The organism is Stenotrophomonas sp. YJH_SMC_80 (assembly GCF_059372495.1).
In genome coordinates this window covers 109,709-126,784 of the sequence record NZ_JCAFVP010000008.1, presented here as the reverse complement: position 1 = coordinate 126,784, position 17,076 = coordinate 109,709, and the positions used below count along the sequence as shown (strand labels likewise).

The window sequence follows — 17,076 nt, the reverse complement described above, 5'->3', positions numbered from 1 at the left end:
GATTAGTCCTTTATCTTGATTTGCCGTGCCGGCACGCCGACCCACGTCCCGGCTGAGCCGACATCCCTGACAACGACGCCACCAGCGCCAACAACGGCGCCGTCCGCGATCTTGATGCCCGGAATCACTCTCGTACCTGCACCGAGAAAGACGCTGCTCCCCACCTCCACACCACCGGCAAGCGTACTGCCCGGGGCGATGTGAGCGAAGGCGCCAACCACGCAGTCGTGGTCGACGGACACATTTGTGTTAATTATAGCAAAATCGTGAACTACGGCGTCCGCATTCAGTATGGCGCCTTCCATGATGGCGCAGCCCCGACCGATGCGGGCACTGGGAGCAATCACCGCGGAGCGTCCCACTGCCGGGATCATCTCAAGGCCGGCTGCAGCGATTGCCGCCACCACCTTTTGACGCAGCCGATTGTCCCCCAGGGCGACGAAGACCGCATCCACGCCCTGCTCCTTGAGCCGGGGCAGTTCCACGCGTTCGTCGCCGAGAACCGGAACCCCGTTGACGATCTGGCCTACGCGCCCCGCATCCAGGCAGGCAACCACGTCATGGCCCCCGCCACGCAGCAGATCGATGATCACCTTGGCGTGCCCTCCGGCGCCGATGACAGCAACCTTGCTCATTGGGCACCACCCGCCACAACGGCAGCCGGTAGCAGGCTGGCCGGTGGGCACAGCAGAATGTTCGAGCTGGCGTATCCACGCAGGTCCGCGAAACCCTCCAGGCGCAGGCAGGCGCCCGTCAGATCATCGATCCGGTACAGATCGAAGCCGTGCCCGCTGCGGAAGGCGTCCCATTCAGCTTCACTTGTCCCCGACCGCCCGAGGTGCGATACCGCGTACTCGGCAATGATTCCCATGGCTGGATTGGCGGCAAGCAGTTGACGCATGCCCGCCAGCACCTCCAGCTCGGCGCCCTCTACGTCGATCTTGGCCAGCGCGACCGACTGCTCGCCCAACAGGCCATCGACGGTCCTGACATCCACACGAACGACCTCCAGCTCACCGTCAAGGGGATACAGCGAACTGTGGCCGGCAACGGCACCGATGTGGAATTCCCGGCCATCCTCGTTGTGGGCTCCCAGCGCGACCGGCAGGACCTGTACACGGTCCTCCACCCCGCTCAGGCGCAGCGATGCACGCAGGTGCTCCTGGGTGCGCGGCATCGCCTCGGCAGCGAAAATCCTGCCGGACGGGCCAACCACATTCGCTGCGGCCACGGTATGCAGGCCGATGTTGGCTCCTGCATCAAGGAAGACATCGCCCGGCTTCAGCGCATGCTCGAGGAACAACCGCAGGCCAAGCTCGACGTCGCCACTTTCAAGCAGGCACATTGCCAGCAGGTCGTCACTTTCGGCACAGGAGAATGTGCCGAACCCAACCGCGATCAGCCAGCCGTCATGCCGCCGCAGCACGCGGCGCTGAGACGGGGAGGCGAGGCGCCCTGTGGCACTGGACAGCACCAGCTGCTGGGTTTCGACCCGCTCCTTGATGCCCACCAGCAGCTCTAGAATCTGGCCGGTCTCGATTTCGCTGTTGTCCAGCTTCTGGTGCAACTGGGCAACCAGCTGGAGGGTCTGTTCCGAGGCGGCCGCATCGCCCATCGTGTAAACCGCTGCACCGGTACCTGGTGCAATGACCGGCAGCCGGTCAAGCCGTTCGTGCAGTCGAAGGACGTGATGGCGTAGCACTTCGGCGTCCACGCTGCTGCGCACATCCAGCACCCGCGCACCCTCGGTCAATACGTCCTGCACCTGGCGCTTGAGTTCCTCGCGCTCGTGCTGGTGGCGGTTTTCCAGCTGCTGCAGTGTAGAATGCATGTGCTGGCGAAGCTCGTCGGACTCCGACCACTGGCGCTCGATCATCCCCTGCAAGCTCGACTCGATGCCGGCCTGGGCCGCCTCCGAACGGACCTGCTGCTGCTGCAGTGACAGGTGCAGTTGTTCGCGCAGTTCGCGTATACCGGAAATCGCATGGCGTGCATGATCCTCGCCCTGCTTCTGCACCAACTTCAGCGCCCGGTCCATGCCCGCCAGCTTGTTGTCCACGCCCTCGAACTCACGCAACATCCGCATCGACTCGGACAGGGTCGTGTTGAGAGTGTCCAGTACAGCGGCCACATCACGGCCAAGACCGTCGGTCGTGGCGATGATGCTCTCCAGACTGTCTGCATGCTCATCGCGATGCTGCTCATGCATGCGACCTGCCTGGTGCGCGGACTCTTCGATGGCAAGCAGGCGAGCATGATTCAGCTCCAGCCGCTCGATGATCGCATCAACGCTGGAACCGGCACGCCGACGCTCGCGCTCCTGCACACGGGCATCGATCTCGATGTTGTCCACGCGTTCGCCAAGCTCACGCGTCTGCCGCGCGGAATCGATGCGGATCAGGTCAAGCTGGCGACGCATCTCCTCCATGTTGCGGCTGACCCGTCGCATCCAACGCACCAGGCGAACGACAGGATTCTTGTCCAGCAACAGCATGCGCAGAATCGGGCCGCGCTTGGCAAGCGCGCGAATGGTCTCCGTCGGCGACTGGGTAAAGATCCCGACGGCGCCCGCATCGGCGGCCTCTGGCATCTCTGCCTCTGCCACGGTCTGCACGGGCACGGGCGTTGCCGCCACCGCCGTGCTGGCCGGCCCCAGATCGAGCAACTGCAACGAGCGAACCTTGAATCCCAGGAGGCGATTGTCATCACCGAGACCCAGCGCGTTGGGCGACATTGGATTGGCGACCTGGAACTCGATACGGACCATCGGAATCTTCCCGACGACCTGTATCTCCCAATCCGCGACGATCGAGGACCAGCCCGATCCGCCGGCCAACACCTGATGGGCAGGCCCACCGTTAACCCGGATCGAAACCAACGCCCGATGGCTGCCCCCTTCAAACGCAATCGCGCCAATCACCACCCGGTAACGACGGCTGGCATCGACTTCGCGCAGGCGCACATCGATCGTACTGACCGCAGCGCTGGACCAGACCCCGTCCGTTTCAGGCAAGGCGAATCCCCGCATGGTGACAGGATCCATGCAGGCATACGGGGAACTGCTCAGTACCAGCTCCTCCCCCGGAGCTAGGAAACCGTCGCTTGAGCGCGACTGCGCGGCCTTATCGGCAGCACTACTTACAGCATTACCCAGCTTGATTTTCAACGCCATATCCTTCCGACCTGAGCTGGTCCATTGAGATTTCCCGCAGAGTACCGTGGCTGAGCACGAAGACACGGTTGCAGTATTCGGCAATCGTATCCATCGAGTGCGACGCCAGGCAGAAGATCTGCGAGGACTTGATGAAATTGTGCATGCGCTGGGCGGCGCGTTCCTTGAAGGCCTCATCGCCGACATCGAACACTTCGTCCACAAGCAGGATGTCCGGTGTGGTGCAGGTGGCCACGGCAAACATCAGGCGCATGGCCATGCCCGCCGAATAGGTGCGCACGGCCAAGTGCAGGAAGTCGCCCAGATCGGTGAATTCCTCGATCTCGGGAATGCGCGAGTCGATCTCCTTCAGCGACAACCCGAGCATCAGGCCCATCCGGCGGATGTTCTCATAGCCGGAGAGCTCCGGGTCCATGCCCGCGCCGACCTCCAGCATGGTCGCCACCCGGCCCACCCGCTCGATCCGACCCTGCAGGGGCGTATAGATGCCGGCCATGGTGCGCAGCAGGGTGCTCTTGCCCGCGCCGTTATGGCCGACGATGCCCACCGCATCCCCCTGCTTGAGGCTGAAGGACACCCCGTCCAGCGCGGTGACCTGGGTAATCTGGCCGCTGCCGGCAAGCAGGCGGCCACCGGTGGCGATACCCACCAGATTGCGGCGCAGCGACAGGCTGTGCGAGTTGTAGATCGGGTAACGGAGGGTGACGTTCTCGAAGTTCAGCTTGGCAGTCATGTTCAAATCCAGAAGGGCAGTCGCAGCTTGGCCTTGTGCAGGAACCAGAACGCCAGCGACCAGCCGACTATGGCCATGCCCACCAGCACCAGGTAGATCTGCAGCGACGGGGCGTGGCCCAGCATCGGCGCGCGGATGACTTCGATCAGGTAGGTAAAGGGATTGAATTCGAGGATCTTCGAGGAGAACGGCAGATATTCCAGGCGGTACATCACCGGGCTGACCAGGAACAGCATCGGCATCACCGACGCCACACCGTACTCCAGATCACGGTAACGGGCGCCCATCACGCCAAACACGAACGCCAGCCAGAGCATGTTCACCACCACCAGCGCCAGACCAGGAATGAACAGCAGCGTGTTCCAGTTCACTTCGATGCGCATGAACACCGCCACGATCACGAACACCAGCAGGCTGTGGGCGAAGTTGACGATGTAGCGGGTTACCACACTCATCGGGTGCACCGACAGCGGCATGACCACGTTGCGGATGATCGAGGCCTGCCGGACGAACAGGCCGCAGCTTTCGATCAGGATGCCCGACAGCATCTGCCAGATGATCAGGCCCGCCGTCAGGGTGGGAATGAACTTCTCGCGCTCGATGTTGAGCAGCTGGCTCCAGAGCAGGCCCAGGCCGACCACGCCCACCGCGGTGGCCAGCGACTGCCAGAACGGCCCCAGGATGCTGCGGCGGTACCGCGCCTTGATGTCACCCTTGGCGATATGGAAGGACACTTTGGCGCCGCGGATCCCTTCGCGCAGGTCCTTGAGGGTAGAGGAATAGCTGTGCATCAGTACTGTCCCTCCTGCTGGGACACGGTGGACGCGCCTGCCCCGGAGATGAAGCCGCGCTGTTGATGGATCTGTTCGATACGTTCAATCAGCGCGGCCGCCGCCCGCTCGGGCGAAAGCGTGTGCAGCACCGAGGTACGGGCCCGCTCGCCCATGGCACGGGCAAGCTCCGGCTCATCGGCGAATCGGCGCATCCAGCGCGCCGCATCGTCCACGTCGGCCGCCGCCCAGCGCTGGCCTTCATGGTGGGCATATTCGCCCTCGGCCACCGGGACCAGCGTGTAGTTGACCAGCGCGCTGTTGTCGGCATCCATGAATTCCATGTTGCCCGACCAGGCCGTGCCCATCACAGGCTTGCCCTGGGCCATGCACTCGGCCAGCCCCATGCCGAAGCCTTCCGCATGATGCAGAGACACATAGACATCCGAGCAACGCTGAAGTGCCTGCACGTCGGGGCGGTCCAGCACCTGGTCACGGACCACGATGCGCGGATCATCCTTCACCGCGTCCAGCAGCAGCTGCAGGCGATCGGGCCGGCGGTAGCCATTGCTGGTCTTGATCAGCAGCTGTACGTCCTGGCGCTCGCGCGGGAACGCCTGCTGGAACGCGTGAATGGCCGCGAAGGGATTCTTGCGGTGCACGTACGAATTGAAATCGAAGGACGTCAGGAACACGAAGGCATCATCGGGGATGCCGAAGTCCTGGCGCTGCAGGCCGCTGTCACCCACCTCGCTCAGCGGCAGCGGCACGCACAGGATCGGCTTGTCGGTGACGCGCGCGAAGGCTTCGCCGACGTAGCGCGAGGCCACCAGGATCTCGTCCACCTTGTCCAGGGCGGACAGCCACGTCTTGGGAATGTTCTCCAGTTCCCAGAACCAGCAGGCGATGATGTAGCCGCCCTGCAGGCGCGCCTTGCCGATCTGTTCCAGCGCGGCTTCCAGAAAGTCCGGATTGATGAACACCAGATGCACGCGATGCGGCGCGTCATCGCCGATGTACTGGTCCAGGCTGCGGTCATCCCAACCATGCGGCAGGTTGATGTCCACATCCACCAGGGCCGCCGGGTAATGCGTGCCCAGCAGCGCACGTGCGTACATGCGCGCGCACTCGGCCAGGCCGAACTGGCCACGCAGGTAGGCGAACACGTTGACGCCGTGCCCCTGCCAGGACGGATCGGGCTGGCCGAAGAAGTGCACCGGCGCGTCGGTCACAGGCAGCCTGCGCTCGGCCCATTGCGCTTCGTTCTCGAAACGGCAGTAGATCGGCCCCGGCAGCGCAACCAGACGCCCTGTCAGCCGATTGCGCAGGCGCGCCGGCAGAAGGTGGTAGATCGACTTCAACCAGGCCAGGCTGGCCAACCAACGCAGCACGCGGTAGCGCAACGACACGCTTACAGTGGTCTGCGTCATTTCAGCGGACGTCCCCGCCGCTGGCAGCCAACGCCCTCTCTAGATCCACCTGCAGATCCCCCAGATCCTCCACACCCACGCTCAGCCGCACCAGCGCATCACTGATCCCCAGCTGTTCCCGCCGCGCGACCGGAATCGAGGCATGCGTCATCACCGCCGGATGGTTCACCAGGCTCTCCACACCGCCCAGCGATTCGGCCAAGGTGAACAGCTCGGTCTTCTCGCAGAAGCGCTTGGCCGCCTCGAAACCGCCCTTGAGCACGATCGAGACGATGCCGCCGTAGCCGGCCATCTGCCTGCCCGCCAGCTCATGCTGCGGGTGCGACGGCAGGCCCGGGTAGATCACCTTCTCCACCGCCGGGTGCTTGTCCAGCCACTGGGCCAGGGCCAGCGCGTTGGCGCAATGCGCCTTCATGCGCAGCGGCAGGGTCTTCAGGCCGCGCAGAGCCAGGAAGCTGTCGAACGGGCCCTGCACACCACCCACCGAGTTCTGCAGGAAAGCCATCTGCTCGGCCAGCTCGGCGTTGTCGCCCACCACCACCATGCCGCCGACCATGTCCGAGTGGCCGTTGAGGTACTTGGTGGCCGAGTGCAGGACCAAGTCCGCGCCCAGTTCCAGCGGGCGCTGCAGCATCGGCGAGGCGAAGGTGCTGTCGACCACCACGATCAGGCCATGGCGCTTGGCGATGGCGGCCACCGCGGCGATGTCGACGATCTTCAGCATCGGGTTGGTCGGGGTCTCGATCCAGACCATCTTCGTCTTCGACGTGATGGCTGCCTCGAACGCAGCCAGGTCGGTCAGGTCGACGAAGCTGAACTCCAGCCCGGCGGTGCGGCGACGCACGCGCTCGAACAGGCGGAAGCTGCCGCCATAGATATCGTCCATCGCCACCACGTGGCTGCCGGCGTCCAATAGTTCGATCACGGTCGAGCTGGCCGCCATGCCCGAGGCGAAGGCGAAGCCGCGGGTGCCACCTTCCAGCGACGCTACGCAGCGCTCGTAGGCGAAGCGGGTCGGGTTGTGGGTACGCGAGTACTCGAAGCCCTGGTGCTCGCCCGGGCTGGACTGCGCATAGGTCGAGGTGGCGTAGATCGGCGGCATCACCGCGCCGGTGCTGGGGTCGGGCGATTGGCCGCCGTGGATGGCCAGCGTGGCCAAGGCCAGGGCGCGATCCTGGGAAGTAGCGTTGGACATGTTCTTTCCTGAGGGGCGCCGACACGCGGCGCCATCGAAGGTGCGGAAGTCTACCAGCGCGGCCTTAACGACCTTTGACGCGGATAAACCGGGATTCAGCAGCGAACGTCGGCGATCAACGGCTTACTGCACGCGACGGCGCAGATAGTTCAGCAGGTCGATACGGGTGATCAGGCCCAGGAAGGCGTTGCCGTCCATCACGATCGCCACCTGGCCGCGGTCGAACACCGGCAGCAGCGCCTCGATCGGCGACTTCACGTCCAGCCGGTCCAGCTTGCTGACCATCGCCGTGGCGACGGTGTCGCGGAAACGCGCTTCGTCACCATAGACGTGCAGCAGCACGTCGCTTTCGTCGACGATGCCGACCAGCTGGTCACCGTCCATCACCGGCAGCTGCGACACGTCGTACAGCTTCATGCGCTGGTAGGCGGTGGTCAGCAGGTCGTTCGGGCCGATCACCACGGTGTCGCGCTGGCCGTACGGGCGCAGGATCAGGTCGCGCAGGTCACCGTGCTGCGGGCGCTCCAGGAAGCCGTTGTCCAGCATCCAGTAGTCGTTGTACATCTTCGACAGGTACTTGTTGCCGGTATCGCAGACCAGCACCAGCACCTTCTTCGGCGTGGTCTGCTCCTTGCAGTACTTCAGCGCAGCGGCCAGCAGGGTGCCGGTGGACGAGCCGCCGAGGATACCTTCCTTGCCCAGCAGTTCACGCGCGGTGTGGAAGCTCTCGGCGTCGCTGATGGCATAGGCCTTCTTGACGCGGCTGAAGTCGGAGATCGACGGCAGGAAGTCCTCGCCGATGCCCTCCACCAGCCAGCTGCCCGACTTGTCGTTGAGCACGCCGTCATTGATGTATTCGGCCAGGATCGAGCCGACCGGATCGGCCAGCACCAGCTCGGTCTTCGGCGACAGCTTGGCGAAGGCACGCGACAGGCCGGTCATGGTGCCGGAGCTGCCGCAGCCGAACACGATGGCGTCGAGGTCGCCGCCCATCTGCTCCAAGATCTCCGGGCCGGTACCGAATTCATGCGCGGCCGGGTTGTCCGGGTTGCCGAACTGGTTGATGAAGTAGGCGCCCGGGGTCTGCTCGGCGATGGTCTTGGCCAGGTCCTGGTAGTACTCCGGATGGCCCTTGGCCACGTCCGAGCGGGTCAGGCGGACTTCGGCGCCCATCGCCTTCAGGTTGAAGATCTTCTCGCGGCTCATCTTGTCGGGAACGACCAGGATCAGCTTGTAACCCTTCTGCTGCGCGACCAGGGCCAGGCCCAGCCCGGTGTTGCCGGCGGTACCCTCGACCAGGGTCGCACCCGGCTTCAGGTCGCCGCGCTGCTCCGCCGCCTCGATCATCGACAGGCCGATGCGATCCTTGATCGATCCACCCGGGTTGGCGCTTTCGAGCTTCAGGTAGAGCTCGCAGACGCCGGTGTCCAGGCGCTGGGCCTTGACGATCGGGGTCTGGCCGATGAGTTCGAGGACGGAAGAATGAATGGGCATTCGGAGGACTTTCGGTTCGCGCCGCAGGGGGCCGGACCGATGATTATCCGTCGGATGGCGATGAATGTCAGGTCGGCGCGGAGACGGGCCGCAAGCCCGCAGAAAGAGATGCGGACGGCCCCGGATCGACGAGGAGACCGGTACCGCCCGCATCGGTGAGTTGTGCCTGCAGGCCAAGGCACCACCGCCTGTGGTGCCTTGGCGCGGCCGCCTCATCGGCGGTGCCGCGATGCCGGGGCAGGAGCGCCCGGCGGGGCCATCGATGGCCGGGTCACGCCGTTCCAGGCGTGACGGGGTGCGTCAAAGCGTGGGGGACGTCGTTGGGAGCGGTGTTTCGTACATTCGCAGAAGTCGTTGCTTGGCCAGCAGCTTCTCGCGCTTCATGCGACCCAGGGTGACATCATCGATCGGGAGTACACCCAACTCCGCGTCCATGCACTTCTTGTTCAACTTGCGGTGCTGGTCATGGAGTGCCCTGAACTCCGGATCACGCGCGCGACGTGCGTCGATCTCGCTCTGGGGCTGATCTTCAAACATGATGGACCTCCTTCGACAGATACACGAACGCCCCGGCCGCAAGGCACGGGGCGTTGTTCATGGAGGAGCGCCGGTCGATGGCCACCTGGACGCCTGCAACGACCTGCAGCACTGGCCTGCGCACGTCGATCTGCTGCGGTTCGCGCCCTGCTTGCATCGGCCCGGCCCTCCCATCGTCCGGTCCGCGGCATTGCGTCCCGGACGATTGACCCTACGCCTGCTAAAGGCGGGGTACAAGACCCCTGCGTCAAAAAGACCGAACCCCGCCGAGGCGGGGTTCAGGCTGAATGCTCATCACAACGAAAAACAAACAATATCAAGCAATTACGGGGCGATGATGACCTCGGCCGAACGTGCCTGGGTGGAGGCCGCCTTCTTGCCGGCAAGCTGGATCCGGTTGCTCGCGACACCCGCCGCAACCAGGGCATCGCGCAGGGCCTCGGCACGCTTCTGGCCTACGCCGTTGGCACTGTCGTAAGCCTCGATGCGCAGGCGGCCCTTCTTGCCGATGTTCAGGTATTCGGCCAACGCCTTGGCCTGGTTGCGGGCGCCGCCGGACAGGCTGGAGGCGCCGGCGGCAAACGCATCGCCACGGAAGGTGAAGACCTCGCCGCGGCCATCGAACTTCGAGCCCGGCAGCTTCTGACCGGACACCAGCTCGGCTTCCTCGCGGGCGAGCTTGGCGGCGTTCTGCTGGGCGGCGCTGAGGCGCTGCTGCTGCTTGCCGGCGACGCTGGTCAGGGCGTTCTCGGCGTCCTGGCGGGCCAGGGTCTCGGCCTCGGCGGCCTGGCGCAGGCGTTCAGCCTCCTCGGCCTGCATCTGCGCCTGCATGCGCAGCTGTTCGGCTTCCTGCCGGGCACGCGCGGCATCGCGGCGGCTGGCCTCGATCAGCAGGTCGCTGCGGGTCCGCTCCAGGCGGTCGACCTCGCGGGCGGCCAGCGCGGTACGCACCGCCGTCTCGGCGATCTCCACCCGGCGCTCGGCCAGGTAGGTGGCCAGCTCCTGGTCGCGGCGCTTGGCCTTGTCCAGGGTGGCGATGGCCTGCTGGGCCTGCATGCGCTCGAAGGCGCCCAGCTCAGCGGTATCCGGGTTGGCCTGGATGGCCATCAGGCGCTGGCTCAGCTGCGCCACCATCGGGTTGTCGGCGGCCACGGCCAGGGTCGGCAGCGCCAGCAGCGCGGCCAGGGTTGCGGCAGTCATCGGCTTCACCGGCGATCCTCCCCGGTCGACAGCTGGCGTTGCAGCTGGTTGACCTCGTTGCGGCGCAGCTGCAGCTGGGCGGTCACGGTGGCTTCCTCGCTGCGCACGCGGGCCAGGTCGGCATCGGCGGCGGCACGCAGGGCCATGGCCGGGGCATTCTTGCGCTCGCGGCGGTCGCCGGCGGCGCGCTGGGCCTGCTCCAGCCCCTGCCGGGCCAGCCCGATCAGGTCCGGGGCGTACTGGTCGGCATCGGCCTGGGTGGCCTTGTCGACCGCCTGCCGGGCCTGGGCCAGTTCCATCGCGCCATCCTGCGCCCAGGCGGGGGCAGACAGTGCGAATGCAAACGCCATCACATACAGGCTGTGGCGCATTCGTGCGAAGCTAAGTCGTTTCATTGGGGAGGCCGTACCGGTTGTCGGTTCACGGCCATTGTCGTCAAGCCGACACCGTGCTGGCAACGGGCGTCGGCCGTTTCGTTGGGGAAAATTCGCAATGGATATCGGCTACTTCCTGAAGCTGATGACCGAAAAGAACGCTTCGGACATGTTTCTGACCACCGGGGCACCGGTCTACATCAAGATCGAGGGGAAGCTCTATCCGCTGGGCAACACCGGCCTGCCGCCGGGCATGGTCAAGAAGATCGCCTACTCGCTGATGGACGAAGGCCAGGTGCCGCAGTTCGAGCGCGAGCTGGAACTCAACATGGCCATCGCCCTGCCCGATGCCGGTCGCTTCCGCGTCAATGTGTTCAAGCAGCGCGGCGAAGTGGGCATGGTCATCCGTGCCATCCGCAGCCGGATTCCGAGCATCGAGGAGCTGAACCTGCCGCAGGTGCTGAAGGACGTCATCATGACCCCGCGCGGGCTGGTACTGGTGGTGGGGTCCACCGGTTCCGGCAAGTCCACCTCGCTGGCGTCGATGATCGACCACCGCAACAGCACCACCACCGGTCACATCCTCACCATCGAAGACCCGATCGAGTATCTGCACAAGCACAAGATGTCGATCGTCAACCAGCGCGAGGTCGGGCTGGATACCCATGCCTTCCACAACGCGCTGAAGAACGCGATGCGTGAGGCGCCGGACGTGATCCTGATCGGCGAGATCCTGGACGCAGAGACGATGGAAGCGGCGATCGCCTTCGCCGAAACCGGCCACCTGTGCCTGGCCACCCTGCACTCCAACAACGCCGACCAGACCATCGAGCGCATCCTGAACTTCTTCCCGGAAAGCGCGCACAAGAACGTGCTGATGAACCTGGCGCTGAACCTGCGTGCGGTGATCAGCCAGCGCCTGGTGAAGAACAAGGAAGGCCGTCGCCTGCCGGCCACCGAAGTGCTGCTCAACACGCCGATGATCCGCGACCTGCTGCGTCGCGGCCAGGTGCACGAAATCAAGGCGGCGATGGAAGCATCGCTGGAAGAGGGCATGGAGAGTTTCGACCAGTGCCTGTTCCGGCTGGCCAAGGCCGGCACCATCGAGCAGGAGGAAGCGCTGCGCGCGGCCGACTCGCGCGATGGCCTGGCACTGAAGTTCCGCCTGTCCGAAGGCAGCAGCGGCGAGCATGACCCATACGCGGATTTCTCGGCCGGCGCACCCAGCATCACCCACGGTTTCTGACCGCACGAAAAAGGGGACGGAGGGGATTAAGTCGTATATGCACTTACGACTCAATCCCCTCCGTCCCCTTTTCCTGAAGAATTCAGGGGCCGTCTCATCCAATGAGACCCCTCATCCGTAGGTTTCCTCAATGGAAACCATCCGCAAGCTGGCCATTCTGGCCGATGCCGCCAAATACGACGCCTCCTGCGCCTCCAGCGGCTCGGGCAAGCGCGATTCGCGCGCCAGCGGCGGTATCGGCAGCACCGAGGGCATGGGCATCTGCCACAGCTATACGCCCGATGGCCGCTGCGTATCGCTGCTGAAGATCCTGCTGACCAACTTCTGCGTCTACGACTGCGCCTATTGCGTCAATCGCGTGTCCAGCAATGTGCCACGCGCGCGCTTCAGCGTGGACGAGGTGGTCACGCTCACCCTGGACTTCTACAAGCGCAACTACATCGAGGGCCTGTTCCTCTCCAGCGGCATCATCCGCAATGCGGACTACACCATGGAGCAGATGGTGGAGGTGGCCCGGCAACTGCGCGAAGAACACCGCTACGCCGGCTACATCCACCTCAAGACCATTCCCGAGGCCTCGCCGGAACTGCTGGCCAGCGCCGGGCGTTACGCCGACCGCCTGTCGATCAACGTCGAACTGCCGACCGAAGCCGGGCTGAGCGCCTTGGCGCCGGAGAAGACGGTGCATTCGATACGCGGCGCGATGGGCGAACTGCGTTGGCGCATCGAGGAAGCCAAGGAGGCGCGCAAGGCCCCCGCAGCGGTGGCGCCGACGGCCAGCCGCAGCGCACGCCCGCGCCCTCCCCGTTTCGCCCCGGCCGGGCAGAGCACGCAGATGATCGTCGGCGCGGACGGGGCCAACGACCAGCAGATCCTGGCCAGCGCCGACAGCCTGTACGGCAGTTACCGGATGCGCCGGGTCTACTACTCTGCGTTCAGCCCGATTCCCGATGCCAGCCGGCAGCTGCCGCTGCAGCCCCCACCCCTGCAACGCGAGCACCGGCTGTACCAGGCCGACTGGCTGTTGCGTTTCTATGGCTACGGCGTGGACGAGATCACCGACACCACCCAGGGCGGAATGCTCGATCTGGACATCGATCCGAAGATGGCCTGGGCGATCCGCCATCCCGAACGCTTCCCGGTCGATCTGAACCGTGCACCGAAGGAAATGCTGCTGCGGGTGCCCGGCCTGGGCGTGCGCAATGCAGAGCGCTTGCTGATGGCGCGCCGGCACGGGCGCCTGCGCGTGGCGGATATCGCCCGCCTGAAGGCGCCGATGAGCAAACTGCTACCGTTCGTGCTGTTGGCCGACCATCACCCGCGCAAGGCACTGGATGACCCGGCCGCGCTGCGAGCACAACTGGCCCCGCCGCCGCGCCAGGGATCACTGTTCGATGCACCGCCGGCAGCCTGACGCGCCGCGCTGGTCGCAGCGGGTGGATCCGCCGTGGTCGCTGCAGGCCTGGCGCGACGGCGCGCGTGATGCGCTGCTGCGGGGCGTGCGGCCCGAGCAATTGGACTGGCTCGAAGGCGGCGAGGCATCGCTGCTGGATGCGCCGCCGGTGCAGCAGGCACCGGTGGCGGCACAGGCAAGCGTTCCCGGCGTCCCGCGCGAATTCCTGGAGTTGGCCGCCACCTGCCTGTGCCATGGCGAACCGCAGCGCCTGTCACTGCTGTACCGGCTGCTGTGGCGGATCACCCATGGCGAACGCACGGTGCTGACCAATCCCGCCGATGCCGATGTGCTGCGTGCGATGACATTGGCCCAGGCCGTCCGCCGTGACACGCACAAGATGAAGGCATTCGTGCGCTTCCGCGAGCTGCCCGGCCAACCTGATGCGTTCATCGCCTGGTTCGAGCCACAGCACCACATCGTCGACCGGGTCGCGCCGTTCTTCGCACGCCGCTTCACCGGCATGCGCTGGGCGATCCTCACTCCTTCGCGCAGCGTCGCCTGGGATGGACAGGCGCTGGCCTTCGGCCCCGGCGCACGCCGCGAGGACGCTCCGGCCGAGGATGCGCGCGAGGCCCTGTGGCAAACCTATTACGCCAGCATCTTCAATCCGGCCCGGCTCAACACCCGGATGATGATGCAGGAGATGCCGGCCAGATACTGGCGCCACCTGCCCGAGGCGCAGCTGCTGCCGCGCCTGGTGCGCGATGCGGGCGATCGCGTGCAGGAAATGCATGACCGGCCCGCGCAGGCACCCCAGCGCAGAATTCCCATGCGAGGGGACGCTGCGACAGCGCGCCCAGATACCGCCAGCCTGCAGACGCTGCGACAGCAGGCCAGCGCCTGCCGCCAGTGCCCGCTGTGGGAGACCGCCACGCAGACGGTGTTCGGCCAGGGGCCGGCCGATGCGCGGGTGATGGTGATCGGCGAGCAGCCTGGCGATACCGAGGATCTGCGCGGCCAGCCGTTCGCCGGCCCTGCCGGCCAGTTGCTGGACCGCGCATTGGCCGAGCTGGGAATCGATCGCGCCACGCTGTACCTGACCAACGCGGTGAAGCACTTTCACCATGAGCGGCGTGGCAAGGTGCGGCTGCACAAGCGGCCGGAAAGCCGCCACATCCAGGCCTGCCGGCCGTGGCTGATGGGCGAGATCGCGCGCGTGCGGCCGCAGCTCATCGTCTGCCTGGGCGCAACCGCGGCAGCCTCGGTATTTGGCCGTGATTTCAATCTGTCGCGCGACCGTGGACGCTGGCACACGCTGGAGGAAGGCACCCGCGGCTACGCCACCGTGCACCCGGCGTGGGTGCTGCGGCAAGGCGATGGCGCGCGCCGCGAACGGGCCTATGCACTGTTCCGCGATGATCTCGCGCAACTGCTGCAAAAAGGGGACGGAGGGGATTAAGTCGTGAATGCACTTGCGACTTGATCCCCTCCGTCCCTCTACTTTCAGGCTGCGTCGGGCTGGTTTTCCGGGCGCGCGCGGTCGAAAGCGTCCAGCGCCTGACAGGCGGCCTCGATGCGGCGAAGGGTCGGGTACGGCGCAAGGTCGAGGCCGAAACGATGGGCGTTGTACAGCTGCGGCAGCAGGCAGAGGTCGGCCAGCCCGGGGCGGTCACCGTGGCAGAAGGTGCCGGTGTCACGGCTGTTGGCCAACAGCGCTTCCATCGCCGCAAAGCCCTCGGCAATCCAGTGCAGCGTCCACTGCGTGCGTGCATCGGCCGGCAGCTGCAGACTGCGCTCCAGGTACTGCATCACCCGCAGGTTGTTGATCGGGTGGATGTCGCAGGCCACCAGCTGGGCCAGTGCCCGCACCCGCGCACGGCCGGCGGCATCGGCCGGCAGCAGCGGCACCTGCGGGAAGCGCTCGTCCAGGTACTCGACGATCGCCAGCGACTGCGTCAGCGCATGCCCTTCGTGCAGCAGCGTCGGCACCAGCTGCTGCGGATTGAGCCTGCGATAGGCGTCCAGGTGTTGTTCGCCGCCGTCGCGCACCAGATGCACCGGCCGCGCCTCCCAGGCCAAGCCCTTCAGCTCCAGACCGATGCGCACGCGGTAGGCGGCGCTGGATCGCCAGTAGGTGTACAGCACGATGCCGTCGTCGACCGGAATCTCCATGGCCGCCTCCATGCTCAGGGCTTGGCGGCCTGTTCGATGCGCTGCTCGATCGCACCGAAGATGCTGTTACCGGCGGCATCGAGCATCTCGATGCGGACCACGTCGCCGAACGACATGAAGGGCGTGCTCGGCTTGCCGTCGCGCAGGGTTTCGACCACGCGCTGCTCGGCGAAGCACGACGCACCCTTGCTGGTGTCTTCATTGGCGATGGTGCCCGAGCCGACGATGGTGCCGGCGCCCAACGGACGGGTCTTGGCCGCATGCGCGACCAACTGGGCGAAATTGAACTGCATGTCCACGCCCGCTTCCGGTGCACCGAACCACTTGCCGTTGATGTGGGTCAGCAGCGGCAGGTGCACCTTGCTGTCCTGCCACGCAGCGCCCAGTTCGTCGGGGGTGACGAACACCGGCGACAGCGCCGAGCGCGGCTTGGACTGCAGGAAGCCGAAGCCCTTGGCCAGCTCGCCCGGAATCAGGTTGCGCAGCGAGACATCGTTGACCAGGCCGACCAGCTGGATGTGGCCCGCCGCCTGTTCCGGGGTGGCCGCCATCGGCACGTCGTCGGTGATCACCACGATCTCCGCTTCCAGGTCGATACCGTACTCCTCGCTGACCACCTTGACCGCATCGCGCGGGCCGTAGAAGCCGGCACTGGTGGCCTGGTACATCAGCGGATCGGTGTAGAAGCTCTCCGGCACCTCGGCGCCACGGGCGCGGCGCACGCGCTCGACGTGCGGCAGGTAGGCACTGCCGTCGACGAATTCATAGGCGCGCGGCATCGGCGCGGCCAGGGCCTGCGGGTCGAGGTCGAACACGCCGTCGGCGTCGCCGGCATTGAGCGATTCGTACAGGGCGTTCAGGCGCGGCGCGATGTGGCTCCAGTCTTCCAGAGCCTGCTGCAGGGTGGCGGCAATGCCGGTGGCGCGCACGCCGTGGCGCAGGTCACGCGAGACGACGATCAGGGTGCCGTCGCGGCCGCCTTCCTTCAAAGAACCAAGCTTCATGGGTGGGTGTCCGGAGTCGTGGGCAAACAAGTTTCAAGTGTAATCAAATCTGCGGCGACGCCAAGCTGCAGCGCGGCATCGGCCCACCCTACCGTAGTGGGGGGTTCGGCAGGGCTTGCAGCCCTGCACCTGCTCAATGCAACAGCAACGGCAACGTCAAAAGCGGCTCTGGCTTTCTGCTGGTTGGGCGGGGCGGTGTGGGCCGGCAGGACACGCCGTAAACCCGTCCATGGGGGCTCGATGGCGCCATCCATGGCGCCAACGGTCCTGCCCACCCACACCGCCCCACCCCCGACAGGTTCCCAATGACTGATCGAACATCCACATCATTCATCGTCGAGATCCGTCAGACA

General features: G+C 65.7%; 15 protein-coding genes. 3 read left to right on the top strand and 12 right to left on the bottom strand.

Annotation, left to right across the window (positions count from 1 at the left end; translation table 11 throughout):
• Window positions 1–2: 2 nt before the first annotated feature.
• From AC5P99_RS14355 to AC5P99_RS14310, 10 genes are all read right to left on the bottom strand, one after another.
• The gene (locus tag AC5P99_RS14355; RefSeq protein ID WP_049449970.1) at window positions 3–635 is read right to left on the bottom strand and encodes a NeuD/PglB/VioB family sugar acetyltransferase; all 633 of its coding nucleotides are present in this window, start codon (window positions 633–635) and stop codon (window positions 3–5) included.
• Window positions 632–3,166: an FkbM family methyltransferase gene (locus AC5P99_RS14350; protein WP_495213265.1), complete on the bottom strand. Its 2,535-nt coding sequence runs from the start codon at window positions 3,164–3,166 to the stop codon at window positions 632–634. The genes AC5P99_RS14355 and AC5P99_RS14350 overlap by 4 nt, the downstream gene beginning before the upstream one ends.
• Window positions 3,147–3,905 (bottom strand): ABC transporter ATP-binding protein, encoded by a 759-nt coding sequence (locus AC5P99_RS14345; RefSeq protein ID WP_049449966.1) that lies wholly within the window; start codon window positions 3,903–3,905, stop codon window positions 3,147–3,149. Before AC5P99_RS14345 ends, AC5P99_RS14350 begins: the two co-directional genes overlap by 20 nt.
• 2 nt (window positions 3,906–3,907) lie before the next feature.
• Complete coding sequence (locus tag AC5P99_RS14340) at window positions 3,908–4,696, bottom strand: ABC transporter permease (RefSeq protein ID WP_049449964.1); 789 nt, start codon at window positions 4,694–4,696, stop codon at window positions 3,908–3,910.
• Window positions 4,696–6,105 (bottom strand): glycosyltransferase family 4 protein, encoded by a 1,410-nt coding sequence (locus AC5P99_RS14335; RefSeq protein WP_049449963.1) that lies wholly within the window; start codon window positions 6,103–6,105, stop codon window positions 4,696–4,698. Before AC5P99_RS14335 ends, AC5P99_RS14340 begins: the two co-directional genes overlap by 1 nt.
• A gap of 1 nt (window position 6,106) precedes the next feature.
• Window positions 6,107–7,300, bottom strand: coding sequence for a cystathionine gamma-synthase (locus AC5P99_RS14330; RefSeq protein ID WP_495213264.1), 1,194 nt, complete (start codon window positions 7,298–7,300; stop codon window positions 6,107–6,109).
• A 123-nt stretch (window positions 7,301–7,423) separates the two neighbouring features.
• Entirely contained in the window at window positions 7,424–8,794 is a 1,371-nt protein-coding gene (locus tag AC5P99_RS14325) for a pyridoxal-phosphate dependent enzyme (protein ID WP_005407965.1), read from the bottom strand.
• Between the two features lie 300 nt (window positions 8,795–9,094).
• Entirely contained in the window at window positions 9,095–9,331 is a 237-nt protein-coding gene (locus AC5P99_RS14320; protein ID WP_005407964.1) for an HP1242/YdcH family protein, read from the bottom strand.
• A gap of 324 nt (window positions 9,332–9,655) precedes the next feature.
• Entirely contained in the window at window positions 9,656–10,540 is an 885-nt protein-coding gene (locus AC5P99_RS14315) for an OmpA family protein (protein ID WP_005407962.1), read from the bottom strand.
• The gene (locus tag AC5P99_RS14310) at window positions 10,537–10,902 is read right to left on the bottom strand and encodes a DUF4398 domain-containing protein (RefSeq protein WP_005407961.1); all 366 of its coding nucleotides are present in this window, start codon (window positions 10,900–10,902) and stop codon (window positions 10,537–10,539) included. The genes AC5P99_RS14315 and AC5P99_RS14310 overlap by 4 nt, the downstream gene beginning before the upstream one ends.
• 121 nt (window positions 10,903–11,023) lie before the next feature.
• On the opposite strand from AC5P99_RS14310, the gene AC5P99_RS14305 reads away from it, so the two are divergent.
• From AC5P99_RS14305 to AC5P99_RS14295, 3 genes are all read left to right on the top strand, one after another.
• Window positions 11,024–12,151 (top strand): PilT/PilU family type 4a pilus ATPase, encoded by a 1,128-nt coding sequence (locus AC5P99_RS14305; RefSeq protein WP_004141526.1) that lies wholly within the window; start codon window positions 11,024–11,026, stop codon window positions 12,149–12,151.
• Between the two features lie 130 nt (window positions 12,152–12,281).
• The gene (locus AC5P99_RS14300) at window positions 12,282–13,565 is read left to right on the top strand and encodes a putative DNA modification/repair radical SAM protein (RefSeq protein ID WP_049449959.1); all 1,284 of its coding nucleotides are present in this window, start codon (window positions 12,282–12,284) and stop codon (window positions 13,563–13,565) included.
• Entirely contained in the window at window positions 13,546–15,006 is a 1,461-nt protein-coding gene (locus AC5P99_RS14295; protein WP_049449958.1) for a UdgX family uracil-DNA binding protein, read from the top strand. Before AC5P99_RS14300 ends, AC5P99_RS14295 begins: the two co-directional genes overlap by 20 nt.
• Before the next feature lie 44 nt (window positions 15,007–15,050).
• Here AC5P99_RS14295 and maiA read toward each other — a convergent pair whose 3' ends face one another.
• A complete protein-coding gene (gene maiA / locus AC5P99_RS14290) occupies window positions 15,051–15,719 on the bottom strand; it encodes a maleylacetoacetate isomerase (protein ID WP_005412156.1) in 669 nt (222 codons plus the stop codon).
• Between the two features lie 14 nt (window positions 15,720–15,733).
• Entirely contained in the window at window positions 15,734–16,723 is a 990-nt protein-coding gene (locus AC5P99_RS14285) for a fumarylacetoacetate hydrolase family protein (RefSeq protein WP_043033907.1), read from the bottom strand.
• Window positions 16,724–17,076: the final 353 nt, after the last annotated feature.